This window comes from Legionella taurinensis, assembly GCF_900452865.1.
Lineage (GTDB): Bacteria > Pseudomonadota > Gammaproteobacteria > Legionellales > Legionellaceae > Legionella_C > Legionella_C taurinensis.
The window spans coordinates 1,775,148-1,802,046 of the sequence record NZ_UGOZ01000001.1; the positions used below are offsets into that span (position 1 = coordinate 1,775,148).

Below are 26,899 nucleotides of genomic sequence, written 5' to 3' on the forward strand. Positions count from 1 at the left end.
CCACCTTAAACCTGTTTTCGATGAAAAAAAGCGACAATTCTCGTGGACATAAACCGGGGAGAGAGTTTCGCAGCAAAAACCAGAATTTTATTCATTATACCGGGAATAATAAACAATTGATTGCTATTTAATCCGCTATAAGCCTTACGAGCAACTTTTTCTGCACTCATTAAACCTATGATGCCACGAGCAAGCCAGGAGCCCTGCATGTGAGCCCTTTCCATAAAAGCGCTTTCTGTTGGCCCGGGACACAGGATAGAAACCGTCACCCCCTGCGGCTTTAATTCATAGGCCAGAGCCACCGAAAGGGAAATCACATAAGCTTTCGTAGCATAGTAAACCGACATGCGCGGCCCCGGTTGAAAACCAGCCGTTGAGGCCACCTGTAATATTTTCCCTCGCCCCAGTTTGCTGAAACGGACGGCGTAATGGTGGGTCAGTTCGGTTAAACAGACCATGTTTAATTGCATCGTGGCGTTGACTGTCTCCCCATCCATGTCAACAAAATCGGCCAGGCAGCCGATGCCTGCATTATTAATCAGGCATTCAATATCCAGTTGTTTTGCTTCAAGGGCATTGATGAGATACTGCGCACTGCCTGGACGACTTAAATCCATGGCCACGATGTCAGCCTGAATGCCGAATTTTAATCGAAGCGTAGCTGCCAGTTCATTGAGCCGCGGCTCGTCCCGGGCCACGAGAACCACATCATGCCCCTGCCTTGCAAACTCAAACGCTAAGGCTTGCCCTATTCCCCGTGATGCCCCAGTAATCAGTGTCCTCATAGTGTTCATCCGTGTAAATGAGTTCATCCCCCTGCCCCTTAGCGACGGTCTGCAGGGGCTCCTCTTTGTTCTTTAAGCTGTAACAAATAACGCGGGCCGTGTTTAGATTACCGGCCTGGAAGGCTTTAAACAATCGGTTAGCCTGCTCAGGAGTTAAATCCCAGTTCCCATAGAACACCGATTCTTCAGTCATGCATTTGTTATTGAGAATGGCTTCAAAGCATTTCAATTGCTGGCATTGTTCCTTTAACGATTCAACATTTAACCTCGATGTGATGTGTTTAAGTATGGCAAACAACACATGCACTTCGCCATTGATTTTAAGCAGCATATCAAGGCTTTGATGGGGATTAGTCAAGGCAAAGGAATGCCTTGCCATTTTATAGATTTTCAAGTCAGCGGGCTTTTTAAACACACCGGTAGGCAATTTTAAAAAAATGGGAAACAGGCATTCAAAAATCTGCATGTTGCACAGGGTGTTGACACGGCGAAGCCAGGACGAAAGGCCTGAATTAAAAAAATCACTGTCAATGGCAGACGGTACCCTTATTGGTGCTGGCCTGGGTTCCGGGAAATGACGTTCGCGAATCTCGTTCAATTTCTCAGCCGTCATCCCCCGTTTCAAGGCAATGGCGGCCAGACGCTCAAACCAGTCTTTGCGATTACGAAAGCAGGTAAAATAAAGCGCCTCTTCGATACTGGCAAAATTGGCATACATGTATTCTTCGTTACGCGCCTTAACCCCCTGGCGGGTGTGGTAACGTGGGGCAATGTAATTCTTTACGGCCTCCTCACCATTTTTAACCAGCATCACCTGTTCTTCCGGGGTAATATTAAATTGGGTGGCTGACACATTCCCTGTAGGCAAGAGGACCACTTGATTACTGTGCTGCATCAGCCTTAAGCGATCCTGCTCCCAACCGCTGACCGGGTCTTTCACCCCGGTTAGGAAACCATAGATCCAGTTCCAGATAAAATTTTCCCGATAGATACGATCCACCAGCTTGTCGAGTAAGCCCCGTTCACAGCCATTGTCAAATTGGAAAGCAAGCAAACTTAAACAATTGCCGTATTCTGAGGTCAGTAAGGTGGAATGATTGTCATGAAAGACATTGGTAGGGAGATTGTTTAATACGCCACCATCATTGTACCGTTCGCCTTCAAAAATGGTGGGTTTAAAAACCACGGGCAGGCTGGCCGAAATGGTCACTGCCGCACTGACTTCAAGATCCGGCGAGGTCGTGCTTGAGAAATAACGGGTTTTGCGTTGCGGCATATTGGTGGCGGTAACGACCAGCTCATTACCGAGTCCACAATCCGGGTAACGTTCTTTAAGCGCTTTAAGCGAAGCAAAGGTGATTTTATTATTATAAAGCACTTCTTCGGAGAGGAATTTTCGGCCTTTGGCGGTGGTGTCAATTCCATAGCGTTGAATGATTTGATTCACTTTCTGCGTCACCATAAAATCCAACGCCCCTTTCACTGCCTGGGTGTCTGACATCCCTGAACTGTCAATGTCGAAGTGAATCAGATTCTCCTGCCTGAACTCTTTAAAAAAATTCAATATCTCCTCGGAGGAATAACCTAAATAACACAACACCGCCATGATGGCACCAGCCGAGCTTCCAGCAAAACGCGTTGGCGTAATACCGGTCTCTTCACAGGCTTTATAGGCCCCTACGTGAGCAAAAATTTTGCCGCCGCCGCCGCAAAACACCATGTTGTCCAGCTCAGGACGTTTTTCGGTTATCAGGATTTCACCAGTGGATGGCCGCTCGGACACAATCACGTCATCGTCTTCAATGAGCGGCTGATAATTTTTTTCCCGGAATTTGAACTCTTCCAGTTCATACTCGTTATTGGGCTTTTCGTACCAGGATTTAATCCAGCGCCACACGCGCTGGTACCAGGTTTGCGTGGTGATAAACCGCTGTGTCTGACGGTATTCGTACATCTCCTCCATACGCTGGTTATGTAAAGGAACACGAATGGCATAAGGGTGCGGATTAAAGATCATCTCATCATAATCGAGGGATCCAGGATCTTCATTGATTAAATTTTCTACTAGCCTGTCGGTTAATATCAGGCGTTTGGCGTTGCGCAAAGGGGTTAGCTGATTATCCTCCGGATCGCGGTATTTACTGCCATTATTTTCAGTGGCGAATTGTTTAAGGCCAATCAACAGGCCGTATTTATCAGGACAGATGTCGATGCCTGTTAACTGATAATTTAAGGTTAATTCCAGCGGCGTCAGAGGCCAGTGGTAGGCTTTGCGACGATAATAGAGAAGATTGGTGATACGGCCCCACCAGCTTAAACCGACCTCTGCCGTATATCCCCGGTAATCATTCGTCGCCACCCCGCTTAGAAAAGCCTTTTGGGCATCCTGATAATGCGGCATTAAAAACCAGTGGATAAATTTTTCTTTCGCTTCATCGCTCAGGCGGGTGTAATCGAAAATGATACGCTCGTCATCAAGCAGGTAATCCCCCAGCGTATAATGGTTGTCTGGGGCCAGGCCATTGATTCTAAACCAGCCACGATGAACACAAAGGAGTATTTTTTGAAGAAGGCGCGTGTTGGGATGTTCAGCACAATTCCTACGCAACAAATCACTTAACACATTTTCTCGAGCCATAATAAATCCCTTTGTTATGTGATCGTATGAACCACGTTTTGTCCAAAGTGGCCTGACTGCTAAATTATTTATCCAATTTAATAACTAACATAAATCATCGTAGAATTGAATACAGGAGGGAGAAGTTTATTAAACGATACACGTGCCTGTTAATAAGACACGTGTTTATTACTCAGCCAGAGAGGCTAAAATGTCAGCGATCACCTGATCTGGATTAGGCGATCGAGTGATGGATCGGCCCATGACCAAGTAGTCACTGCCCATCATCAAAGCATCCCTGGGCGTTACAATGCGTGATTGATCATCGGCCGCATCGCCAGGCAGTCGAATGCCGGGGGTCACGGTTAAAAAATCAGCGCCACACAATTGCTTGACGATGGGTGCTTCCAAAGCAGAGCAGACAACGCCATCCAGTTCCGCCTGGTGTGTCAGATGAGCCAGACGGTTAACCTGATTGGCAATGGAGGTATCGACGCCGATTTCAGGCAATTGCAATGAATTCATACTGGTTAATACCGTCACTGCAATCAGCAAGGGCTTGTCTTTGCCGAAAGCCTCCAGTGCGTTTTTTGCCGCGCGCATCATGGCCAACCCCCCGGAGGCATGGAGGTTCATCATCCAGACACCCATTTCCGCTGCCGCCGCGCAGGCACGCGCAACCGTATTGGGTATGTCATGAAATTTCAAATCCAGAAACACGTTGAATTGCTGATTAACCAGTTTTTTAACAAACGAAGGTCCAAGCAGGGTAAACAGCTCATTGCCCACCTTGAGGGCGCAATGAGCCGGGTTTATCTTTTCAACAAGCGTTAACGCCTCAGCCTCGTGATGAAAATCAAGGGCGACAATCAGTTCGGTCGTCATCAGGCGACTTCAACCGATAAAGCAATGCACCGTTTTACCGCATCAACCACCCTGTTTTGTTCTTCCATGGTCAAATAAGGGTGCATAGGCAAACTGACCACACGTTTGCTGGCGGCTTCTGCACAGGGAAAATCGCCGGTTTTGTAGCCTAAATACTGCAGGGCTTCCTGCTCGTGCATGGCAACCGGGTAATGCACCGCCGTTGGAATGCCCAGAATCTGCATTTCTTTTTGGAATTTTTCACGATGGGGTACTTCTATGGTGAACTGGGCATACACACTGGTGTTGCCTTTTTTAATAACCGGCGTCTGGGCAATGCCATCCAGTAATTGCATGTAACGTTCGGCCACCTGCTGGCGCAGTTCAATTTCTTTGGGAAATAACTTCATCTTTTCAATCAGGATAGCGGCCTGTATGGTGTCCATGCGGCCATTGATCCCTATGCGGCGATGGCAGTAACGGGCATTCTGGCCATGAATGCGAATTTCAGCCAGACGCTCAGCGAGAATGTCATCATCCGTAAAACAGGCACCGGAATCCCCGTAACCGCCCAAGGGTTTTGAGGGGAAGAAACTCGTGCAGCCAATGGTGGATAACGCGCAGGAATAATGGCCATTCTGGGTGGCGCCAAAACTTTGCGCCGCGTCTTCAATCACCGGCAAACCGTATTTTTTGGCAATCTGATTGATGGACGCCATATCTGCCGTTTGACCATAGAGGCTGACTGGCATAATCGCTTTCGTGTTGGGGGTAATCGCCGCTTCCAGTTTTTTAACATCGAGGTTATACGTTGCAGGATCAATATCGACAAAAACGGGTTTGGCCTGACATAAGGCAATCACTTCCGCTGTCGCGAAGAAACTGAATGGGCTGGTAATCACTTCATCGCCGGGTCCAATTTCAAGCGCCAGAAGCGCCATTAACAGCGCGTCTGTGCCGCTGGCATTGACAATGGCATGGCGGGTACCAACAAAGTCAGCCAGTTGACGTTCCAATAGACCAATCTCGGGTCCCATGATGTATTGGCCATGATCCAGTACTTTTTTAATACCGTTTAACACGTCGGTTTCGATTAATTGATACTGCTTTTTAAGGTCGATAAATTGCATAATGTTCTCGTTAAAAGCGATTTAAACCAGAAATCAGGATAAAACCTAATCTCCCTCTAATCCATGAACAGGCTTCATTCTACCCCACTGCTTACAACTTGGGCAATGCCAATGTAAGTGTTTACCGCCAAATCCACACTGGGTACAGCGATAAATGGGTTTATTATCAAGAAACTTGCTGGTGATGTCATAAAGCATCTGCAGCTTGTCCCGCACTTTGCCATGGGCCGTTTCAAGGTGCCAGCAAATCAGGCGGTTAAGTCCCTTGATCGATGGGTAGGTGCTCAATTGTTCTGATACAAAATCAATGGCGGCATCCATGCTTTTTTCCCTGCGCAGGTAATCCCCGATCACAAAGATGGTGGACGCGCGAGGATGATCGTTTAATGTGTCTTCCAGATACGCCACGCATTCATTCATGCAATCCAGATGGCGATGGCAAATGACCAACGGTTCAATGATTTCACTTAAAAACTCCGGATCCTGCTGGGGTACCCGTTTGAGTGACCGAATGGCCTGCTTGAAACGGCCCTGCTCCATGTCAAAAGACGCCTGCATTAAACTACCGCGAACTGACATTTTATCTATCAATAGCGCTTGTTTAATCGCATTCTGTGCTTTTTCCAGGGCACTGGTTTTCAAGGCCTGCGCGGCAATTTCACAATAGTAATGAGCGGCCTGCATGTGCATGCTCTGCCCGGTTGACAATTCCAGCTTTTTAATGACATCCAGCGCATTTTCCCAGGATTTTTCCTGTTGATAGATGGCAAGCAGCCCTTGCAGACTGGAGGTTTCCCGCGAGCCACCAAGCTCGACCACTTCAAGGAAAATGCGTTCGGCGCGATCAAACACACCGGCGCTCATGTAATCCTGCCCCAGGGCCATGAGGGCTTCTTTTCTTTCCACAAGACTCAGTTGCGGGCGGGCAATTAAATTTTGATGAATGCGGATGGCACGATCCACTTCGCCACGGCGACGGAATAAACTGCCCAGTGCCAGATGGGTTTCAACCGTTTCACTGTCGACTTCCAGCAGTTTAATGAACACATCCACTGCCTTGTCGGGCTGCTCATCCAACAGATAATTAAGACCAACGACATATTCTCTTGATAAGCGGTTTCCTGCTTTCAATTCTTTGCCAGCAAAGCTTCGATTAGCAACCCACCAGCCTGACCAGGCTGCGGCGGGCAATAACAATGGCCATAAATTAATCATCAACGGTCTCCATGACGAATAATCAATCGATTGAAATCATCACAACGGGGCGGTTTTATCTTAATTTCTGAAACGCTGTCAAACCTTCGCTTCAATGTTGATCTTTTAATGGTATATCCCTTAAATTTTTAATTTCTTTTTCAGTCAGACGTAACTGGTTTCTTACTTTGGCTAATTCGCGTTTAAGCCGCCAATAGCGCAAAAGAAATAGTAAAAAGCCAACCAGAATTCCGATTCCGAGCATGATTGTCATTAAAATGGAGATGGGCATTGTCACCGTGGTCACGTAAAAGTTCACTTCGACAGAACTGGCATTTAAAGCCGCAAAGCTCACACCGACCAAAATCAACACCAAATAAAACAATATCATCAAAAGACGCATTGCATTTATCCTTATACGCTTTTACATACGCTTTTATGCTGAATCCTGAACACACATCAATGTTGATTAATCCAGCCAGGGTATTTAAATGAAGTGCTCTAAGTGAACCACAAAAAAAAAGCGTAGTAAACTACGCTTTTTTTACTTACCGATGTTTATTCAACATCTTTGCTGGCCATTTTCTCTTTCAAGAGATCACCCAGAGTCGTGGAGGCCATTTCGCCGCTACGTGAGTATTTCTTGATTGCTTCAGCCTGGTCTTGTGCGTCTTTTGCTTTAATAGACAGGGAGATGGTGCGATTCTTTTTGTCAACATTGACAATTTTCGCTTCAACATCATCGCCTTCTTTAAAGAAGGTGGTCGCATCATCGACTTTGTCTTCAGATAATTCATTGACACGAATGGTTCCAATTACATCCTGCATTAATTCAACAGTGACTGTTTTTGGATCAACGGCAACGACTTTACCTTTGACAATAGCGCCTTTGGTATTCTCTTCAACGTAGCTTGTGAAGTTATCACCTTCCAGTTGCTTAAGACCTAAGGAAATGCGCTCACGCTCAGCATCAATCGCAAGAATAACGGCTTCGAGCTCCTGACCTTTCTTGAATTGCTTGACTGCTTCTTCACCGGGTGTATTCCAGGAAATGTCAGACAAGTGAACCAGACCGTCGATTTCGCCGTCCAGACCGATGAAAATACCAAAATCAGTGATTGATCGGATTTTACCGGTAACTTTTTGACCCTTGCTGTGGGTTTGAGCAAATTGATGCCAGGGATTGCCGACACATTGCTTCATGCCCAGGGAAATACGACGTCGTTCTTCATCAATCTCAAGAACCATGACATCGACCACATCACCCATGGAAACCACTTTGCTGGGGTGAACGTTTTTGTTGGTCCAATCCATTTCAGACATGTGAACCAGGCCTTCAACGCCCTCTTCGATTTCAACGAAGCAGCCGTAATCAGTGATGTTGGTCACTTTACCCTGCAACTTCTTACCGACAGGATAACGCTCAACCAGATCAACCCAGGGATCATTCCCCAGTTGCTTCATGCCTAAAGACACGCGGTTACGTTCGCTGTCAAAGCTCAATACTTTCACTTTGACATCCTGGCCGACAGACAGCACTTCACTTGGGTGCTTGACGCGTTTCCAGGAGATATCGGTGATATGCAGCAGACCGTCAATACCGCCGAGGTCAATGAACGCACCGTAATCAGTGAGGTTTTTGACAATACCGTTCAAGACCTGGCCGTCATGCAGCGATTCCAGCAGGGCCTGACGATCCGCACTGCTTTCTTCTTCGACAACAGCACGTCGGGAAACAACGATGTTGTTTCGCTTCAGATCCATTTTGATTACTTTAAACTCAAGCTCTTTGCCTTCGAGGTAGGATGGATCACGTACAGGTCTGACATCAACCAAAGAACCTGGCAGGAATGCACGGATTGTACCGATTTCAACAGTGAAACCACCTTTAACCTTGCCAGAAATCAAGCCGGTTACTGTATCGTTGTTTTCATGGCACTTGGACAGTTTGCGCCAGGCTTCCTGACGTTTGGCTTTTTCACGGGACAGCAGGGTTTCGCCATAGCCGTCTTCGACTGAATCCAAAGCCACTTCCACCATGTCACCGACATGGACTTCCAACTCGCCATTCTTGTCCTGGAATTCTTCGACAGCGACAATCCCTTCTGATTTCAGACCCGCGTTAAGGGTGACGAAATCGTCATCGATATCGATTACTTTTGCAGTGATTATTGCACCAGGATAAAATTGAGCACCAACGATACTTTGCTCAAATAATTCTTTGAAACTTTCAGACATGTTTAATAAACTCTTTAGTAAAAAAATGGAAGTATGAGGTCCACTCAACTTCCCCCCTTGTTCGCTTTTAGCGAAAAAACGAATGGTGTCCGATTAATTTTAAAACATTATCGAACACTTGTACAATCGTTAATCCAGTTGTATCAATCCTCACTGCATCCGCTGCCGGTTTGAGGGGCGCATGCGAACGCTGTGTATCCCGCGCATCGCGTTTAGCCAATTCATCAACAACCTGCGCGAGGCTAACATCAATTCCCTTTTCTTTCAACTGAAAATATCGCCTGGCTGCTCTTTCTTCTGCTGATGCATCCAGATAAATCTTCAAAACAGCGTCCGGAAAAATCACAGTGCCCATATCCCGACCATCTGTAACCAACCCTGGCGGCTGGGCAAACGCGCGTTGTCGCTGCAAAAGCGCTTGCCTTACTTCAGGAATCGCGGCAATGACGGAAGCATCCTGACCACACTGTTCAGAACGCAACTGATCATAGACATCCTCGCCATCGAGAATAACCCTGCTCTGTTGATGAGGGTCAGTCTCAAAGCGGACATCCAGAGCGTGTGCCAACTTTACTATATCCTGAATCTGATTAAAATCAATCCGGTTTTTTCTCAAGGCATAAGCAAGCACCCGATAAATGGCGCCGCTGTCGAGCACATGCCAGTCCAAATGATCGGCCAGCATGTGACAAATCGTGCCTTTACCTGTACCGCTCGGCCCATCAATGGTGATTACTGGAACCATTTTATTGCACTTCATCAACGTATTCCTCAATCGACATGGCGATGGCTCTGGAGGTTTTAACAAAATCCGGAAACGAGGTTGCCACGTTGTCGCAATGCCTTACCTTGACTGGTCCGTCAGCGACAGCACCTGCAATGGCAAATGCCATGGCAATACGATGATCATTAAAACTTTCCACTTCACCACCTGAAATTTTTCCACCTTTTATGAAGACCCCGTCTTCAAAACCCTGAGCATCCACGCCTAAACGCTGCAAGCCCTCCACCATGGAACCAATGCGATCGCTTTCTTTCACCCGTAACTCTTTGGCGCCGTGAAGTCTGGTCTGACCATTGGCACAGGCTGCAGCAATAAAAATAACGGGAAACTCATCAATGGCCAGAGGCACAAGGGCTGTGGGAATATCTATTCCCTCCAGAGGCGCGTATTTTACATGCAAATCAGCAACGGGTTCCTCACCGCACAAGCGTTTATTTGTCATAGTAATATTAGCACCCATCATGTCTAATATTTGGATAATTCCTGTGCGTGTAGGATTAATGCCCACATTACGGATAATCAAATCGGAGCCTGGGATAATGGACGCGGCCACAATAAAAAAGGCTGCGGAAGAAATATCACCGGGAACAATGATATCACAACCAATGCACTCACTCTCTGAATTGACGGTAATGCCGCTTTCAAGTTTTTGAATGGGATAGGAAAACGTAGTCAACATGCGCTCGGTATGATCACGGGTATGTCCCGTCTCGACCACTGTCGTTTCCCCTTCGGCGTACAGTCCCGCCAGCAGAAGGCAGGATTTCACCTGGGCACTGGCTTCAGGCATTTCATAGTGAATGCCGCGCAGTGGTTGACCGCCACGAATATACACCGGCGGTTTTCCTTCCGTTGTCACTAAATCCGCACCCATTTGCAGCAGGGGCCGGCTGACGCGCTCCATCGGGCGTTTTCTTAAACTATCATCACCATCGAGTTCAGAATCAAACGGCTGAGCAGCCAGAATACCTGCCAGAAGGCGCATGCTGGTTCCCGAGTTCCCGCAATCAATGGGTTTTTCCGGTTTTTTCAAGCCGTGTTTCCCAACCCCATGAATGACCACCCGTCGCGAGACAGGCCCTTCGATACGCACACCCATGGCCTGAAACGCTTTCAGTGTGGCCATGCAGTCATGCCCCTCCAGAAACCCGCTGACGGTGGTCGTACCCTGAGCAATCGCGCCCAGAATAATTGCACGATGGGAAATGGATTTATCGCCAGGAACGGTAATGTCCCCCGTCAGGGCAGTCACCGGCTTACTGATGAAATGTAAAGCACTCATAAAGGATGTTCCTTAGCAAAATCACTCATGAATTGAATCAGGGCATCAACCCCCGCCATGGGCATGGAATTATACATACTGGCGCGCAATCCTCCGACAAAGCGATGGCCTTTTAAAGCCAGAAGGCCGCGGGTTTTTGCCTGAGTCAGGAACAACTCCTCCAACGCACTGTGAGCTAATGAAAAGCAGACGTTGACAATGGATCGGTAAGGGGGGTCAATTTTGCACTGATAAAAGTCAGACGAATCAATGTAGCTGTATAGCCGCTTCGCTTTTTCCAAATTGCGCTGATACAACACCTCAACCCCGCCTTCATCCAGTATCCACTGGAACATTTTATCCGCCATGTAACAGTTAAATGTCGGTGGTGTGGCATAGAGGGAATGGCTTTCGGAATAGGTACGGTAATCAAGCATCGTGGGTAATGCCGGGTCGTTAATCGATTCCAGCAGGCGATCACTCAGAATTACCAGTGTCAGGCCCGAATTGGCAATGTTTTTTTGAGCGCCGGCAAAGATCAAATCATAATCGGCCACATGAATGGGCTCGCTCAGCAGGCAGGAAGTCATGTCTGCGATCAGCGGAATACCATGGGTTTTTGGGGGGTCTGGCAATCGGATGCCGTTGACGGTCTCGTTGGGGGTGTAATAAATGTAGGTGCTGTCTTTTTTAATTTCCCACTGATCGGCTGACGGAATAGTGGTAAATCCTTCTGATTTACCCGAGGTGACACAGTAGGCCGCTTTGAGTTTTTTTGCCTCGTCAAAAGCAAATTCTGACCAGATACCGGTCACTAAGTACCCGCCAAACTGCTTTTTGCCTAAAAAATTCATGGGAATGACTGCAAACTGCGTACGGGCGGCTCCTCCCATAAAAAGCACATGGTAATTATCAGGAATGCCGATGAGTTGACGCAAATTACTTTCAGCACGCTTCATCAGGGTATCAAACTCCTGAGTGCGGTGACCGGCTTCCATCACGGACATTCCGGTACCCTGCCAATCCAGGAATTCGTTCTGCGCCTCAACCAATAAGGGCTCCGGCAACATCGCGGGGCCGGCGCCAAAATTATAACCTCTAGTCATTGCTGTCTTCTTCTACCTCATTACCCTGCTCTAAACCTTCTTCATCCTGTTCGCCGTCTTCGCTGATTTCTTCGATGCGCTGCATGCCCACGACATGCTCACCCGAACTAACGTTAATCAGGCGAACGCCCTGGGTGTTACGACCGATAATCGATAATTCCTTGACGCGGAAGCGAACCAGGGTTCCCTGATCCGTAATCAGCATGACTTCATCGCCTTCATCCACCTGCAGGGCACGCACCACTTTGCCATTGCGCTCATTGACCTGAATGGAAATAACGCCCTGGCCACCACGGCCTGAAATGCGGTATTCACTGACATCCGTCCGTTTACCATAGCCTTTTTCTGTTGCTGTAAGAATGGTGCCCTCGGGCTTGGCCACCACTAAGGAAATGACAGACTGGTCTGGTGCGAGGCGGATGCCGCGGACGCCTCTGGCAGTCCGGCCCATGGGTCTTACCAGTTTTTCATCAAAGCGAATGACTTTACCCGCATCAGTGAACAACATGATGTCTTTACTGCCATCGGTAATGTCCACACCGACCAGGCGATCGTCATTGTCCAGATCGACAGCAATAATCCCTGTGGATCGCGGGCGGCTGAAGGCTTCAAGCGGCACTTTTTTGACCGTACCGTGGCGGGTGGCCATAAACACAAAATACCCTTCCTGGTACTCCCGAACCGGCAACATGGCATTGATGGCTTCATCTTCGGCCAAAGGCAGAATGTTCACAATGGGTTTGCCTCGGGAAATACGGCTTGCGAGAGGTAATTGATAAGCTTTCAACCAGTACAGTTTGCCATGGTTGGAAAAACACAGCAGTGTATCGTGGGTACTGGCAATGATTAAGCGATCAATGAAATCCTCGTCTTTAACATTCGTCGCGGATTTACCCTTGCCGCCGCGGCGTTGCGCCTGATAGGCGGAGATGGGTTGGTATTTGACATAACCCTGGTGCGACAGAGTCACCACCACGTCTTCTTCTGTAATTAAGTCTTCAAGCGTGATGTCCTCCTGAGAGGCGGTAATTTCAGTACGCCGCTCATCGCCAAACTGGCTTCTTATTTCGACAAACTCCTCACGAATGACTTCCATTAAGCGCTCAGGCGAAGCAAGGATGTTAAGCAGTTCCTTGATTTCCTGAAGCAGTTGCTTGAATTCATCAATGATTTTATCCTGTTCAAGCGCGGTCAGACGATGCAGGCGCAGCTCAAGGATAGCCTGGGCCTGATTGACAGAAAGGCGATAACCGTCAGGCATGAGGCCAAATTCAGGCGCCAGATCATCGGGTCGACACGCGTCGCTGCCGGTGCTGTCAAGCATGGCTTTCACCAGACCGGGACTCCAGGTCCTTTCCATCAGCCGCTCTTTGGCATCCTGTGGCGTGGGTGATTTTTTGATCAAATCGATCATTTCGTCAATATTGGCCAGCGCAATGCCCAATCCTTCAAGGATGTGGGCCCGGTTGCGGGCTTTCTTTAATTCGAAAATGGTGCGGCGGGTCACTACTTCGCGGCGATGCTTGATAAAATAGTCGAGAACCTGCTTGAGATTGAGGGTTCTGGGTTGGCCATCCACCAGGGCTACCATGTTAATACCAAACACATTCTGCATCTGCGTGTGGGCATACAGGTTATTGAGAATGACTTCAGGAACCTCACCCCGCTTCAGTTCGATGACCACGCGCATCCCGGATTTATCGGACTCGTCCCTAAGGCCTGAGATGCCTTCCAATTTCTTTTCGCGTACCAGGTCGGCTATTTTTTCAACAAGCCGCGCTTTATTCACCTGATAAGGCAACTCATTAATAATAATGGCCTGGCGTCCAGTCTGGGGTTCCGTTTCGATTTCGGTACGGGCGCGAATCAGAATTCGTCCACGGCCAGTCCGGTAAGCCTGAACAATCCCCGCCTTGCCGTTAATGATGGCGGCCGTTGGGAAATCAGGGCCTGGAATATGATTCATCAGGTCATCGATGCTTAACTCCGGATCTTCAATCAGCGCGATGCAGGCATTGATGACCTCCGTGAGATTATGAGGCGGAATATTGGTGGCCATCCCCACAGCAATCCCTGAGGACCCATTGACTAAAAGATTAGGCACGCGGGAGGGTAAAACCACGGGCGCAAATTCGGATTCGTCGTAGTTAGGGCTGAAATCGACGGTTTCTTTATCGAGATCTGCGAGCAGCGCATGGGCTACCTTGGACATCCGGACTTCCGTGTATCGCATGGCGGCTGCAGAATCGCCGTCTACCGAGCCGAAGTTACCCTGTCCATCAATGAGCATGTAACGCATGGAGAACGGTTGTGCCATACGGACGATGGTGTCGTACACCGCCGTATCGCCGTGGGGATGGTATTTACCGATAACGTCCCCGACCACACGGGCGGATTTTTTATAAGGTTTGTTCCAATCGTTGCCCAGTTCGCTCATGGCATACAATACGCGGCGGTGAACCGGTTTCAAGCCGTCGCGAACATCAGGCAGCGCTCGCCCGACAATAACGCTCATGGCGTAATCCAGGTAGGATTGTTTCAGTTCATCTTCAATATTGACTGGTATGACTTCTTTGGCTAAATAAACCATGGCTTGGAGGCGTCCTTATGCAATCATCGAATAAATGACCATAGGAAGATAAACTTTCCTTCTGGCCGGTCTACTACGTCACTCAATTTAACGTGTAAGGATACCATAAGCCAGCCTTTATTTGAATCCAGCAGGCGGACAGGACCGTGATTAAGGATGAATTTTTTACTATTTTTATTCTTACAACAGGCAAAAATGGCCCGTGATGATATGATTAAAAGAGGGTGACTTGTCAAAAAGGTCCTGGCGACCTCATATTCCACTCTTTCTGTAAAGATTTAATGCAATGATAAATTGACTGTGAAGGTGCGTTTTAATATAGTTTCGCAACTGATGTAAGCGTGAGGCTCCAGAAGCCAAGCACCAAGGAGACATAATGACAACAAAAACCGCACAACTGATTCTTGACGGACATCCTCCCGTTGAGTTACCGGTCTACACGCCAACTCTCGGAAAGGATGTAATCGATATACAGAAATTGGGATCAGTGGGGGCGTTTACCTATGACCCTGGGTTTGTTTCTACAGCATCCTGCGAGTCAAAAATTACTTACATTGACGGCGACGAAGGCGTCTTACTGTACCGCGGCTACCCCATTGAGCAATTGGCTGAGAAAAAGGACTTCCTGGATGTCAGCTACTTGTTGATGAACGGTGAATTGCCCACAGCAGACGAAAAAAAGAGCTTTGTCAGCCTCATTAATAATCACACCATGGTTCATCAGCAGATGTACCGGTTCTTAGACGGGTTCCGTCGGGATGCCCATCCCATGGCGATCATGGTCGGCATTGTCGGTGCCCTGTCCGCTTTTTACCATGAATCCATGGATTTAACCAATCAGCATGACCGCTACATTTCAGCCATTCGTCTGATTGCCAAGATGCCTACCCTGGCGGCGATGAGCTACAAGTATTCTGTGGGACAACCCTACATGTACCCTCAAAATAAAATGTCTTATGCTGAGAATTTCCTGCACATGATGTTTGGGGTGCCGTCTGAGGAGTATGTGCCCGATCCCACGATCGTGGATGCCATGGACAAGATTTTTATCCTGCATGCCGATCATGAGCAAAATGCCTCCACGTCCACCGTCCGCCTGGCCGGTTCAACTGGAGCCAACCCCTTTGCCTGCATTTCCGCCGGTATCGGCGCACTATGGGGTCCTGCCCATGGCGGCGCCAATGAAGCGTGCCTCAACATGCTCAAAGAAATCGGTGATATCAAAAACATCAACCATTACATCAAACGCGCCAAAGACAAAGACGATCCTTTCCGACTGATGGGATTTGGTCATCGTGTTTACCGAAGTTACGATCCACGCGCCAAAGTCATGCGGGAAACCTGCCATAAGGTCCTTGAAGCCGTCGGTGCCCATGATGCACCCATCTTCAAACTGGCGATGGAACTTGAGCGCATTGCTCTGGAAGACGATTACTTCGTCGAAAAGAAACTCTACCCGAACGTGGATTTCTATTCCGGCATCACCTTAAGCGCCATTGGCATTCCAACCAACATGTACACGGTTATCTTCGCCCTGGCAAGAACCGTCGGCTGGATGTCGCACTGGATGGAAATGGTTGCCAGCAAATCGAAAATTGGCCGACCCCGCCAGCTATACACCGGCGAAAAACAACGGCAAGTCCCCTAAGGGCAAGCCCTTTATCCTTCGGACATCCCTGCTCCAGTGGTAGATCCTGTCTCCCCCGCCTGCGCGGGGGAGACAGGGAGGGCGCGGGGATGGCAATCAGGCCGCGGGATCACAGTTGAGGGTACGGATGGCCATCAGGGCCGCGCAGACGAGTATCTATCCCCAGCTCAATCTCTTTTTTCACACTGTCCTAATCATCCGCATGGCATGCAGCCAGCCCTGAAAATCACGCTCGACTGTCTCTCGTTGATTGCCAGGTGAAAATTCCAACTCGGCATGCCAATTGGCTTCCAGCATGGACAGCGATCCAATCTGGCCAACCCCTAAGGCAGCCAGCAGTGCCGCACCTTGGGCTGTGGTTTCGATATCATGGGGCCGTTGCACCGTCGCCTGGCATTGCGAGGCTAAAAACTGCAGAAACCATTGATTGACCGTCATCCCCCCATCCACTCGTAATGGCGAAATACGCAGGCCGCTGTCTTCCTCCATGCAGGTCAGCACTTCCCGGGTCTGATAACACACCCCTTCAAGCGCTGCCCGGGCAAAATGGGCTCGCGTGGTATTTCGAGACAAGCCAAAAATGGCCGCGCCGGGCGTCGACAGCCAATAAGGAGCACCCATGCCGTTAAACGCCGAGACTAAATAAACACCCTCATTACTGGGCAGGCTTCTTGCCAACTCTTCGGTTTCAGCCGCATTGACCAGCAGTTTCATCTCATCACGTAACCATTTGACCGTGGTACCGGCCTGATAAATGCTGCCTTCGATGCCATACATGGTCTGACCCTGGATTGTATAGGCAATGGTCGTCAGCAGATGATGATTGGACAGGACGGCCTGTTCGCCTGTGTTCATTAACAAAAACCCTCCTGTACCGAACGTGGCCTTGGTCATGCCTTCAGTGAAACAGCGCTGGCCAATCAATGCGGCCTGTTGATCGCCGGCGACGCCATGAATGGGAACCGTAAAACCCAGATGAGACGCATCGATGTCCCCATAATAGGCATCGCAGGCTTTCACCTCCGGTAGCAATGCATCGGGTATAGCAAACAGTTTAAGCAGATCCGCGTCCCATTGCTTGTCATGAATATTAAAAAGCATGGTGCGGGAGGCATTGGTGATGTCGGTGAGATGCGATTTGCCTTTAGTCAGACGCCAGATTAAAAAAGAATCAATGGTGCCAAAGGCCAAACGCTTCTGCGCCAGCAGAGCGTCCACGTTGTTCGTGTGCCGGAGCAGCCAATGCAACTTGGTTGCAGAAAAATAAGCATCCACTAACAAACCGGTTTTTTCGCGAATCATCTCCTGGTACTCGGATAAGGATTCACAGAAAGCCTGGGTTCGTCTGTCCTGCCAAACGATGGCCCGCGACAGGCACTTTCCAGTTTCTTTATCCCAAAGCAACGTGGTTTCACGCTGATTGGTAATGCCGCAGGCAATTATTTTTCCGCCCTCGGCCTGCCCCGCCACATCACGAAGGGCAGTTAAGGTTTTTTGCCAGATTTCTTCCGGATCGTGTTCAACCCATCCTGGTTCTGGATAGTGCTGGGTAATGGTGTATTGGCTGGTTGCAACCAGTTCAAATCGCTCATTATAAAGCATGGCACGTGTGCTGCTCGTTCCCTGATCAATGGCCAGAATATAATTCATTGCTTTCTGCTTCCCTATCGTGATAATTAGAAAGAGATTTTATACGCTTTTTGCGGAGACCTGAACATGGATGAGTTTTTTGATGTGGCCATTATTGGCGGCGGCATTAACGGCTGCGGCATTGCAGCCGATGCCGCCCTGCGGGGTCTATCGGTGCTTTTGATTGAAAAGGATGATTTGGCCTCCAAAACGTCTTCCAGCAGCAGCAAATTGATTCACGGCGGCCTGCGTTACCTTGAGCAGTATGATTTTTCACTTGTCAAAAAAGCCCTCGATGAACGACAAACCCTGCTTAAAATCGCGCCCCATTTAGTTTACCCGCTGCCCTTTGTCTTACCGTATCAACAAAGCATGCGTCCAACCTGGTTATTGCGTACCGGGTTATTTCTCTATGATCACCTGAGCCGAAAAAACCGTTTGCCGCGAAGCCGTTTAATCCGTCGCTCCCAAGCCATCAATGAGCCTTATTTTTCACCCTTGACCACGGAATACCACAAAGGCTTTGTTTTCTACGACTGTGCCACGGATGATGCGCGCCTAACCATCAGCAATGCCTTACAGGCCCGCGAACATGGCGCCATGGTACTGCCCCGCACTGAATTGATGAGGGCGGAGGTGGAAGACGAGTTATGGCACCTCCATGTGAAACTGCAAAGCCGACGTGAGGTGATTTTTAAAGCGCGGGCGGTCATCAATGCCGCAGGCCCCTGGGTTGAACAGGTGAATCAACGCTTAAACATCGCCAACCGGTATAAAATGTCGCTGGTCAAAGGGAGCCATCTTGTCGTGCACAAGCTTTATGAAGGCAATCACGCCTACCTCTTACAGAACAAGGACAAACGCATTGTGTTTGTTATCCCCTACCACGGCAATACCATGATTGGCACGACAGACATTGTCTTTAAAAATAATCTGGACCATTTCAGCATTTCACCCGAAGAAATCAATTACCTGCTTGACCTGACGCGATTGTACTTCCGGCCGTCGGTTAAAAAAGAAGACATCCTAACCACCTGGAGCGGTGTTCGACCCCTGTTGTCATCGGACGAGGAAAAACCTCAGGCCTTGAGTCGTGATTATGCCTATCATTATTCCACTCATCCCGCGCCAGCGGTAGCTATTTATGGCGGCAAAATAACCACTTATCGACAGCTGGCCAGAGAAACCGTGGATAAATTAAGGGCCATTTTCCCATCCCTTCCCCCCACCCTGTCGCATAAAACTGTCCTGCCTGGGGGGCAAAGCGGCGATTGGGACTATAAAACGTACGTGATCCATGCCAGAGAAAAATACCACTGGCTTGAAGACAGCCTTCGTGAGCGACTTTTAAGCACCTATGGCACGCGCGCCGAATTGATTCTTGGGCGCTTGAACAAAACCGCCGATTTAGGCGTCCATTTTGGCCATGGACTTTATCAGGCGGAAGTGGACTATTTAGTTGAGCAGGAATGGGCCGAAGCCTGTGATGACATTTTATGGCGGCGCAGCAAGCTGGGCTTACAATTTACAACTCGGGAAAGGGATGCGTTACGCCAATACCTGGAAGAGAAGGTCATTCACGCCGAGTCTTGATTCATTTCTCTAGTGCGGATTACGGCTTGCTGAGGCCGTAATCCGCAGGTGCTTATTGATTAAACGTTTTTTTAAGCCAGGCTTTTGCTTCGTGACTCAAGCCCTGCTCCTGCAATGCTAGTGCAGGAATGTCGGCCTTTCGCTTCTCCTCATCACCATACATTTCCTCCATTAATTCATTCCAGAGCCGCAGCACCTGGGATGAAGGCGCCTGGCCTGCCTGGGATAAAACCTGATGAAGGCGCTGACGCCAGTAGGCATCCACTGCTTTCTCCATCCAGGCAATGAGCTCAGGGGTTAAACCATGCTCTAAAAGCCCCTTGCCTTCACCAAACCCTTTTTCAAATTTTTTGGTGCGCAGATGAGCATATTGCTTACCGTAGAGGTTATTCACCCAATCCATCCACTTCTTCCCAAGTGCAATGCCAACCGCTGAATCAGGGCTGTGATGAAGGTTGCTTTTCACTTCGTCGACCAGAGTAAACCAGCCTTGCTCAAATGCAGCGCGTTGCTCCGGCGTCGACCCTGCTTTCATTTTTGCTTCAAATTCAGCGTATTGCCGTAACTCCTCCGCCGTGAAAATGTCATTAACCCAGGCGTCTTCGAGTTGTTGTGTCATATGAAATACCTCAATAAGTTCTATTATTTGTTGCCATGGAATGGATTCCTTATCGCTGCAACTCGAAGTAATGCGCGTTATAATCGCCCTGGCTTCCAGCAGGGCCTGTGCTTTTTTTTGTAAAAGCTCTGCCTGCATGATCAGACTTTCGAAAACAGTGTCCTCTCTGGTCAGTAGCGGCTTGATTTGGGCCAGTTCAAAACCAAAAAATTTAAGCGCAATAATCTGCTGCAGCGTGAGTAAATCCTTCTCGGAGTACACACGATAATTATTACTCTGCCGTAAACTGGGTTTTAACAGTCCTAGCCTGTCGTAATGGTGCAGGGTGCGCACCGAGACTTTCGCCAGTTTACTGAATGCTTTGGCATGCCAATGTTTCATCGTTTATCCTCCTTGCTACCAAGGTTGTGGTATGACGCAACGTCAGGGTCAAGCATTTTCTGACGATTATTGTCCTACTCCTCTCGCCAGGCTTAAGAAATATGTCTATATATAATAATGATAGGGTTTGATAATGCGAAACAACGCGTCCTTTTAATGAGGATTCCTGCACCCGTGAGGACCTATGATAAATCCCGTTGAACTGGAAGAAGAACGGCTTGCTGCCTTGTATGAATTACAGATTCTGGATACCCCGCCAGAAGAGCGGTTCGATCGCATTGTCAATCTGGCCGTAGGATTTTTAGGAGTGCCCATCGGCTACATCGCCTTAATTGATGCTCATCGCCAATGGTTTAAAGCACGCTGCGGCATTTTCATTAATCAGTCTGCACGCAGTGAATCCATTTGCCATTATACCATCCAGCAAAATGAACCGCTGGTTATTCCTGATATCCTGATGGATTCACGCTTTGCCGATAAATACGCGGTGTTTGGCGAGGACAACCCCATTCGTTTCTATGCCGGCGTGCCCTTAAGCAATGCGGCAGGATTGAAGGTTGGTACGCTGTGCGTGGCCGACAAGTTGCCTCGACAATTGAAAGAAGGCGAATTGAAGCTGCTTTGTGAATTAGCGCGCCAGGCAGAAGATGAATTGGCCCTGTTGACGGTCACTAAATTAAGAAAATCATTGCGTGAAACCAATACTGCTTTAAACGAGGCTAAAAATCAGCTTGAACTGCGGAATGAACTGCTGTTGAAAATGTTCAACTCCTACATGTCTGATGAAGTGGTTAAACAATTGCTGGCTTCGCCCAAACCTCTGCAACTGGGGGGTGAAAAGCGGCAACTAAGTGTCCTTTTCAGTGATTTGCGGGATTTTACCTCGATCTCACGAACGTTACCGCCTGAAACGCTGGTGGATTTGCTCAATCATTATTTCTGCCGCATGGCCTGCGTCATTGAAAAATACCAGGGGACCATCAATGCGTTTATCGGTGATGCCATCATGGTGATTTTTGGCGCCCCGCAGGACATGGAAAACCATGCCTTGTCAGCCGCAGCCTGTGCCATTGAAATGCAGGAGGCACTGAAAGACGTTAACGAATACACCCGCAAAAATCATTTGCCTGAACTGTCGATGGGAATCGGTATCAATACCGGGATAGCGGTTATCGGCAACATTGGCTCAGACAAGCGGCAGCAATACACCGCCATTGGTTGTGCGGTCAATTTATCATCCCGCATCCAGTCGCTGACCTCAGGCGGTCAAATCCTGATTTCCGAACACACGCTTCAGGATGCTGGAAATAACCTGATCATTAAAAGCCACTCCAGCGTCCAGGTTAAGGGTTTTGACGATCCAGTCAAAATTTATGAAGTGGAAGGCATTGACGCCTCGACCCTTTCTCGGCTCAAGCAGAAATAAGTCTATTTTGACTGCCGTTCTTCTTCCATTTTTGTGCGAATTTCGGTCATGTCGACCGTTAATGCCTGCTCAGTCAATTCTTTTAAAGCGGATTCAGGCATGTTTCCCGATTCCGAATAAATGATAATGCCTTGCTTAAAGACAATCAGGTGGGGAATGGAGCGAATCTGAAATGCTTCAGCCAGGGCTGGAGCGGACTCCACATTGATCTGGGTGAATTGAATGGCCGGGTACTGTTCAGCGACCCGGGCATAGACTTTGCCAAATTCTTTGCAGGGTGCACACCACTCGGCCCAAAAATCAATGAAGACGATGTCGTCAGAAGTCACCAGAGTTTCCAGTTGTTCCCCACTGACTATGTCCTTCAGCATGATAGTTCCTTGGCATTAATGGCAGAGAGGATATTGGTAAAAATAGTGTCGACACTTCCAAGCCCGCTCACCCGATGGAATCGTGGAGCCAGTGGATCCCGTGTATTGGCCCAACTCTGGTAATAATCAATCAGAGGCTCGGTTTGCTGGTGGTATACATCGAGACGTTTTTGAATCGTGGCTTCGGAATCATCCGCACGCTGGATTAACGGCTCACCGGTTGCATCATCCAGCCCTGCTTTAAGCGGGGGATTGAATGTCACATGATAAACCCGGCCTGAGGCCACATGAACCCGCCTGCCGCTGATTCGATTAATGATTTCGCTGTCGGGTACGGCGATTTCAATGACGTGATCCAGTTTGATACCGGCCGTTTTCAAGGCATCAGCCTGAGGGATGGTGCGAGGAAACCCGTCAAACAGAAATCCTTTCCGGCAATCACTTTGTTGCAGGCGCTCCTTCACGAGCGCGATAATGATTTCGTCCGAAACCAGTTTGCCGGCGTCCATGATTGCTTTGGCATTTTTACCCAGTTCAGTTCCTGCGGCAATGGCAGAACGCAACATGTCCCCGGTGGATATTTGAGGGATGCCGAAGTAATTGATTAATTTAAGGGCCTGTGTGCCTTTCCCAGCACCCGGACCACCCAGCAGCATTAAACGCATTCATTAACTCCTAATCGAATTAACCTTCTATCCTACCTTGAGATGGCAGCAAAGTCATTAGTTCTGGTCATTATTTAGACCAAAAGCGCGACGCAGGAACCGAACAACGACTCAATTGCGCCTGATAAATCTGGGCGCGGGTCTTCACCTTTCGAGCCACCTGAATCAACCAGGGCTTTTTAAGGTAGGTTTTACGCTGGTATCCGCCTACTCCTTCATGGTAAGCCAGGTAAAGATTATAAGCATCATAACGCGGAATATGGGCGCGGCGATTGGCCTGATTAGCATACCACCCGATGAAATCCACCCCATCGGTGAAACTGTCTCTGGATGCCCAGAAATTACCGCCGTCCTGCGATTTTTTGTACAAAGCCCAGGTTGAACGCAGAGCCTGGGTGTAGCCATAGGCACTGGAAGGACGCTTCCAGGGAATTACCCATAACAATTTACCGCGGGGCGGCGTGGCTTTGGCATCGAATTTGGACTCTTGATGAATAATGGCCATTTGCACCGGCACTGGAACCCGCCAACGTCGTTCAACGTCTTTACTGGCACGGTACCAACCGGGATACTGTTTAAAAATATTGCAAACGTTATTCACATCCGAAGGCTGACGGGTTGCGCATCCGGCCAAAACCAACACCAAAGAGAGGGTAAACAGCTTTAATTTCATTATTCTGGCTACTGAGTTCAATTAAACGGCTATTAGTAACAAAAAGACGGAACAATTTAAATATTTATCATTAAATTTCCTTGGCATGAGTTGCTAATGAACCCTCACCATGCCCCCCTTCCCTGTCCTGCCCGCGCAGGCGGGCATCCATTTGCGTAGCAAGTACCTGATCAAATGATAAATTGCGCGATTACGGGCATCACCACCCGGGATTCAACGCGTTGCCATTGAGGGCATCACTTCACGGACTGAACCAGTTGCAATTTCCTGCGTGTTAAAGAATACTAGCAGGGCAACCCTCTGCATTTCCCATTATTTCTTTGATTACCGTAGGTTAGCGCATGAGTATTCTGGTGTTTGATATTGAAACCATTCCCGATCTTGAAGCCGGCCGCAAACTGTACGATTTGCAGGGCCTTTCGGACGAAGACACCGCAAAAGCCATGTTTGCTTTACGACGTGCCAAGGTGGGGCATGATTTTTTACCCCATTATCTGCAAAAAATCATTGCCATTTCCCTGGTCATCAACCAGGGCAACCAAATCAAAACCTGGTCTTTGGGTGACGAACAGTCGGATGAAAAAGAACTCATCACCCGTTTTTTTTCCGGCGTCGATAAATACTCCCCGACCTTAGTCAGCTGGAATGGCTGCGGCTTTGACTTGCCGGTGCTTCATTACCGCGCCCTGTTGCATGGCGTCAGTGCCCCAACGTATTGGGAAACGGGTGATAATCAGCAGCAGTTTCGGTGGAATAATTATCTAAACCGCTTTCATTATCGACACATTGATTTAATGGACATTTTAGCGGCCTATCAGAATAAAGCGTTTGCGCCATTGGATGAGATAGCTTCCATGTTGAATTTCCCAGGGAAAATGGGTATGAGTGGAGCACGGGTTTTTGACGAATATTTAGCCGGCAATTTAAAAGCCATTCGTGACTACTGTGAAACCGATGTCCTTAATACGTATTGTGTTTTTCTTCGTTTTGAACTCATGCGCGGTGTTTTTAGTCAACAGGATTACGATCAGGCCTTGTCAAAACTAAAGGATTATTTAATCAGTGAAACCAGCCGACCACATCTGCAGGAATTTTTGAGCCGTATGGCCTAGCTGGGACGGCTTCGTATCTTGCTTTTGCTGCCCCAGGTCTATAGTTATAACAAAGACCCTTAAATGGAACAGACATGCTTAATTATCTAAAAAAAGGCTGGAATGGTCAGTTAACGTTTGGGCAACTTTTCTTTAGTCAGGGAGGGGATTACCTCCTGGAAAGTGGTCTTGCCTATATCGTCTTTTATGTTTTTATACTCACAGCCCTGTTCACAGGCGGATTGACACTCGAAAACCTCTGGCTGTTGCCTTTGATGGTGTATGCTGTCGGATTTTACATCTGGTTATTAAAAGCATTCTGGGGTTCAGCCAATCAAAGCAGCAATGCCTTCACCGCGACAATGATTCGGGTTTTTACCCTATTACTGCCTCTTGTCTCTATCGCGTTGTTTGTTTTTATTTTACTCTATTATTTTATCACCGCCCTGTTGGAATTACTGAATTAATCATCATGTTGAACTTTATCATTACCCCTATTGATGACGAATACATTGACAGTTACTGGTCCGCTCTCGATAGCGTGGCGCGCGAGCAGCACTACCTGGCTTTTCTTAAAGGCCCACCGCTTGAAATGACCCGCGATTTTGTCAAACAAAACAGGGAGGGGAACTGGCCGCACCTGATTGCTCTGCATGAAAATGAAGTCATCGGCTGGTGTGACATTTCAGCACTTGATCGCCCTGTCTTTGCTCATAGTGGGTCTCTGGGCATTGGGGTTCGAAAGGGGTATCGTGGCATGGGGGTGGGTAAGGCTCTGCTGACTGAAGCCCTGAGACGAGCACGTGAAAAAGGATTAACACGCATTGAGCTCACCGTGCGGGAACACAACAAAGCCGCCATCGCCCTTTATCAGCACGTTGGCTTTGTCCTCGAAGGTATTCATAAAAACGCCGTTCGCATTGATGGGCGGTATGAAAACCACTTCTCTATGGCGTTGCTTTTTGAGTAGACTTAGTCCTCCCCGCCATGTAACGGCTGCCCCAGTCTCGTAAAGCAAGCAATAGAGGCTCCAATTGAGCGCCGTATTCCGTTAGCGAATATTCAACTTTGGGGGGGGACTTGAGCATAAACTTCGCGATGAATCACGTCGTCTTTTTCCAGTTCGCGCAATTGCAGGGTTAACATGCGTTGCGTAATGCTGGGTATCAAACGCCTGAGCTCATTAAATCGTTTAGTGCCCGAAAGCAAATGAAAAAGGATTACCCCTTTCCATTTATTGCCAATGACATCAAGCGCTGCTTCCACAGCACAACCATAATGGCAATTATTTTGTCGTCGACTGGGTTTCATCAGCAGGTCTCGGTATATTTTTTGTAACTATATTACAAAAATGTGCATTCTTGCGCAAACTGCAGGCATGGCTACACTGTTGCAAGCTTAACAACGAGTACTATCATGACTAAATCAATGCGTTTTTTCCTCGGATTTTCTTTAGCTTGCAAGGTGATTTCAGCGGCTGCGTGGTCATCGGTTTCATTTTTTGCTTCTAATAACACGGGCATAATCCAACCGGAGCAAGCCTATCAACGGTTACTGAGCGAAGCGCAGGGGCAATTGAAAAACACCATCATCGACATCATGCAAACCCATCACCTGGAGCAGAGCCAGTGCGAAGACAGCATCGGCCTTTATCAAATGGCGGACAGCGGCCGTTTAACCGCGGATAATGGCAAGATTTTTACAACATCGCCTTATCAAACGCTGTCCGATGACACAGTATTTTCTCTCTCTCAAGAGATGGCGAACGCCTTGCAACAGGAAAGCGTAGCCGTTTTTATTCCCGATGAGCAGGCCAAAACCGCTGATACCACCGTCTATCTTAATTCTCATTATTACAATCTGGCGCAAACCCTTAAACTGATTAATGAACGGCTCCCAGCCGATTACTCTCAGGCATTTACCCTTCATTTTGACAGTAAATACGGAGGGTTTGACCAGGCAACCATTGCCAGCATTGAATGGTTGGGCAATCATATCGACCCGATGGTTATTCAAAACGCCTTTCCTGGAGAAAAAATGGCGATGAAGCATGGCAACGCGTTTTTGGTCTACAACGATGGACACATTGTTAATTTTTAATCATCTGCTTCTGCATAAGATTTGGGCTGGCTCAGCGACAAGTCGGCCTTTTTATCATGTTGCAATTATTTGGCCAACCTTGTCAGGGATAAATCATTGTATTTAAGAATCATCCTGTTACAATCTCGTGCAGT

General features: G+C 48.3%; 25 protein-coding genes. 7 read left to right on the top strand and 18 right to left on the bottom strand.

What is annotated here, in order from left to right; translation table 11 throughout:
- Nucleotides 1–5: 5 nt before the first annotated feature.
- The 11 genes from DYE45_RS08275 to gyrA all read right to left on the bottom strand — a co-directional run bounded on the left by DYE45_RS08275 (nucleotide 6) and on the right by gyrA (nucleotide 14,569).
- Nucleotides 6–785 carry an SDR family NAD(P)-dependent oxidoreductase gene (locus tag DYE45_RS08275; RefSeq protein ID WP_108293824.1) on the bottom strand — a complete coding sequence of 260 codons (780 nt, stop codon included), beginning with the start codon at nucleotides 783–785 and terminating at the stop codon, nucleotides 6–8.
- Entirely contained in the window at nucleotides 730–3,423 is a 2,694-nt protein-coding gene (gene vpdC, locus DYE45_RS08280) for a Dot/Icm T4SS effector VpdC (RefSeq protein ID WP_108293826.1), read from the bottom strand. The genes DYE45_RS08275 and vpdC overlap by 56 nt, the downstream gene beginning before the upstream one ends.
- A gap of 168 nt (nucleotides 3,424–3,591) precedes the next feature.
- Nucleotides 3,592–4,287: an orotidine-5'-phosphate decarboxylase gene (gene pyrF / locus DYE45_RS08285; protein WP_108293828.1), complete on the bottom strand. Its 696-nt coding sequence runs from the start codon at nucleotides 4,285–4,287 to the stop codon at nucleotides 3,592–3,594.
- The gene (locus tag DYE45_RS08290) at nucleotides 4,287–5,396 is read right to left on the bottom strand and encodes a DegT/DnrJ/EryC1/StrS family aminotransferase (RefSeq protein WP_108293830.1); all 1,110 of its coding nucleotides are present in this window, start codon (nucleotides 5,394–5,396) and stop codon (nucleotides 4,287–4,289) included. Before DYE45_RS08290 ends, pyrF begins: the two co-directional genes overlap by 1 nt.
- 45 nt (nucleotides 5,397–5,441) lie before the next feature.
- A complete protein-coding gene (lapB, locus tag DYE45_RS08295) occupies nucleotides 5,442–6,611 on the bottom strand; it encodes a lipopolysaccharide assembly protein LapB (RefSeq protein WP_108293832.1) in 1,170 nt (389 codons plus the stop codon).
- A gap of 91 nt (nucleotides 6,612–6,702) precedes the next feature.
- Entirely contained in the window at nucleotides 6,703–6,993 is a 291-nt protein-coding gene (locus tag DYE45_RS08300; protein ID WP_108293834.1) for a LapA family protein, read from the bottom strand.
- Between the two features lie 155 nt (nucleotides 6,994–7,148).
- A complete protein-coding gene (gene rpsA / locus DYE45_RS08305) occupies nucleotides 7,149–8,828 on the bottom strand; it encodes a 30S ribosomal protein S1 (RefSeq protein ID WP_108293836.1) in 1,680 nt (559 codons plus the stop codon).
- A gap of 67 nt (nucleotides 8,829–8,895) precedes the next feature.
- The gene (cmk, locus tag DYE45_RS08310; protein ID WP_108293838.1) at nucleotides 8,896–9,588 is read right to left on the bottom strand and encodes a (d)CMP kinase; all 693 of its coding nucleotides are present in this window, start codon (nucleotides 9,586–9,588) and stop codon (nucleotides 8,896–8,898) included.
- Nucleotides 9,575–10,894, bottom strand: coding sequence for a 3-phosphoshikimate 1-carboxyvinyltransferase (aroA, locus tag DYE45_RS08315; RefSeq protein ID WP_108293840.1), 1,320 nt, complete (start codon nucleotides 10,892–10,894; stop codon nucleotides 9,575–9,577). The genes cmk and aroA overlap by 14 nt, the downstream gene beginning before the upstream one ends.
- Nucleotides 10,891–11,979, bottom strand: coding sequence for a 3-phosphoserine/phosphohydroxythreonine transaminase (serC, locus tag DYE45_RS08320; protein ID WP_108293842.1), 1,089 nt, complete (start codon nucleotides 11,977–11,979; stop codon nucleotides 10,891–10,893). Before serC ends, aroA begins: the two co-directional genes overlap by 4 nt.
- Entirely contained in the window at nucleotides 11,972–14,569 is a 2,598-nt protein-coding gene (gene gyrA / locus DYE45_RS08325) for a DNA gyrase subunit A (RefSeq protein ID WP_108293844.1), read from the bottom strand. Before gyrA ends, serC begins: the two co-directional genes overlap by 8 nt.
- Before the next feature lie 376 nt (nucleotides 14,570–14,945).
- Between gyrA and gltA the strand changes: the two genes are divergently transcribed.
- On the top strand, nucleotides 14,946–16,217 hold the full coding sequence (gene gltA / locus DYE45_RS08330) for a citrate synthase (RefSeq protein ID WP_108293846.1): 1,272 nt from the start codon (nucleotides 14,946–14,948) through the stop codon (nucleotides 16,215–16,217).
- Between the two features lie 180 nt (nucleotides 16,218–16,397).
- On the opposite strand, the gene glpK is transcribed toward gltA, so the two are convergent.
- On the bottom strand, nucleotides 16,398–17,867 hold the full coding sequence (glpK, locus tag DYE45_RS08335; RefSeq protein ID WP_108293848.1) for a glycerol kinase GlpK: 1,470 nt from the start codon (nucleotides 17,865–17,867) through the stop codon (nucleotides 16,398–16,400).
- Between the two features lie 66 nt (nucleotides 17,868–17,933).
- Between glpK and glpD the strand changes: the two genes are divergently transcribed.
- Nucleotides 17,934–19,439: a glycerol-3-phosphate dehydrogenase gene (glpD, locus tag DYE45_RS08340; protein ID WP_115300749.1), complete on the top strand. Its 1,506-nt coding sequence runs from the start codon at nucleotides 17,934–17,936 to the stop codon at nucleotides 19,437–19,439.
- 52 nt (nucleotides 19,440–19,491) lie between these two features.
- Here the strand turns inward: glpD and DYE45_RS08345 are convergent, their stop codons facing one another.
- The gene (locus DYE45_RS08345; RefSeq protein WP_115300750.1) at nucleotides 19,492–20,439 is read right to left on the bottom strand and encodes a MerR family transcriptional regulator; all 948 of its coding nucleotides are present in this window, start codon (nucleotides 20,437–20,439) and stop codon (nucleotides 19,492–19,494) included.
- A gap of 184 nt (nucleotides 20,440–20,623) precedes the next feature.
- On the opposite strand from DYE45_RS08345, the gene DYE45_RS08350 reads away from it, so the two are divergent.
- Nucleotides 20,624–21,865: an adenylate/guanylate cyclase domain-containing protein gene (locus tag DYE45_RS08350; RefSeq protein WP_108293854.1), complete on the top strand. Its 1,242-nt coding sequence runs from the start codon at nucleotides 20,624–20,626 to the stop codon at nucleotides 21,863–21,865.
- Between the two features lie 2 nt (nucleotides 21,866–21,867).
- Here DYE45_RS08350 and DYE45_RS08355 read toward each other — a convergent pair whose 3' ends face one another.
- The 3 genes from DYE45_RS08355 to DYE45_RS08365 form a co-directional block, all read right to left on the bottom strand.
- Nucleotides 21,868–22,236 carry a thioredoxin family protein gene (locus DYE45_RS08355; protein WP_108293856.1) on the bottom strand — a complete coding sequence of 123 codons (369 nt, stop codon included), beginning with the start codon at nucleotides 22,234–22,236 and terminating at the stop codon, nucleotides 21,868–21,870.
- A complete protein-coding gene (gene adk, locus DYE45_RS08360; protein ID WP_108293858.1) occupies nucleotides 22,230–22,901 on the bottom strand; it encodes an adenylate kinase in 672 nt (223 codons plus the stop codon). Before adk ends, DYE45_RS08355 begins: the two co-directional genes overlap by 7 nt.
- A gap of 70 nt (nucleotides 22,902–22,971) precedes the next feature.
- Nucleotides 22,972–23,574, bottom strand: coding sequence for a transglycosylase SLT domain-containing protein (locus tag DYE45_RS08365; RefSeq protein WP_108293860.1), 603 nt, complete (start codon nucleotides 23,572–23,574; stop codon nucleotides 22,972–22,974).
- Between the two features lie 341 nt (nucleotides 23,575–23,915).
- On the opposite strand from DYE45_RS08365, the gene DYE45_RS08370 reads away from it, so the two are divergent.
- The 3 genes from DYE45_RS08370 to DYE45_RS08380 all read left to right on the top strand — a co-directional run bounded on the left by DYE45_RS08370 (nucleotide 23,916) and on the right by DYE45_RS08380 (nucleotide 25,635).
- Nucleotides 23,916–24,686: a 3'-5' exonuclease gene (locus DYE45_RS08370; RefSeq protein ID WP_108293862.1), complete on the top strand. Its 771-nt coding sequence runs from the start codon at nucleotides 23,916–23,918 to the stop codon at nucleotides 24,684–24,686.
- Nucleotides 24,687–24,760: 74 nt separating this feature from the next.
- Complete coding sequence (locus DYE45_RS08375; RefSeq protein WP_108293864.1) at nucleotides 24,761–25,132, top strand: hypothetical protein; 372 nt, start codon at nucleotides 24,761–24,763, stop codon at nucleotides 25,130–25,132.
- A 5-nt stretch (nucleotides 25,133–25,137) separates the two neighbouring features.
- The gene (locus DYE45_RS08380; RefSeq protein ID WP_242602717.1) at nucleotides 25,138–25,635 is read left to right on the top strand and encodes a GNAT family N-acetyltransferase; all 498 of its coding nucleotides are present in this window, start codon (nucleotides 25,138–25,140) and stop codon (nucleotides 25,633–25,635) included.
- Here the strand turns inward: DYE45_RS08380 and DYE45_RS15015 are convergent.
- Both DYE45_RS15015 and DYE45_RS08385 read right to left on the bottom strand, forming a co-directional pair.
- Complete coding sequence (locus tag DYE45_RS15015; protein WP_370447866.1) at nucleotides 25,613–25,753, bottom strand: winged helix-turn-helix transcriptional regulator; 141 nt, start codon at nucleotides 25,751–25,753, stop codon at nucleotides 25,613–25,615. The genes DYE45_RS08380 and DYE45_RS15015 overlap by 23 nt on opposite strands.
- Nucleotides 25,728–25,976: a winged helix-turn-helix transcriptional regulator gene (locus DYE45_RS08385; RefSeq protein ID WP_370447867.1), complete on the bottom strand. Its 249-nt coding sequence runs from the start codon at nucleotides 25,974–25,976 to the stop codon at nucleotides 25,728–25,730. The genes DYE45_RS15015 and DYE45_RS08385 overlap by 26 nt, the downstream gene beginning before the upstream one ends.
- Before the next feature lie 105 nt (nucleotides 25,977–26,081).
- Between DYE45_RS08385 and DYE45_RS08390 the strand changes: the two genes are divergently transcribed.
- Nucleotides 26,082–26,765: a hypothetical protein gene (locus DYE45_RS08390; RefSeq protein ID WP_133138205.1), complete on the top strand. Its 684-nt coding sequence runs from the start codon at nucleotides 26,082–26,084 to the stop codon at nucleotides 26,763–26,765.
- Nucleotides 26,766–26,899 lie beyond the last annotated feature (134 nt).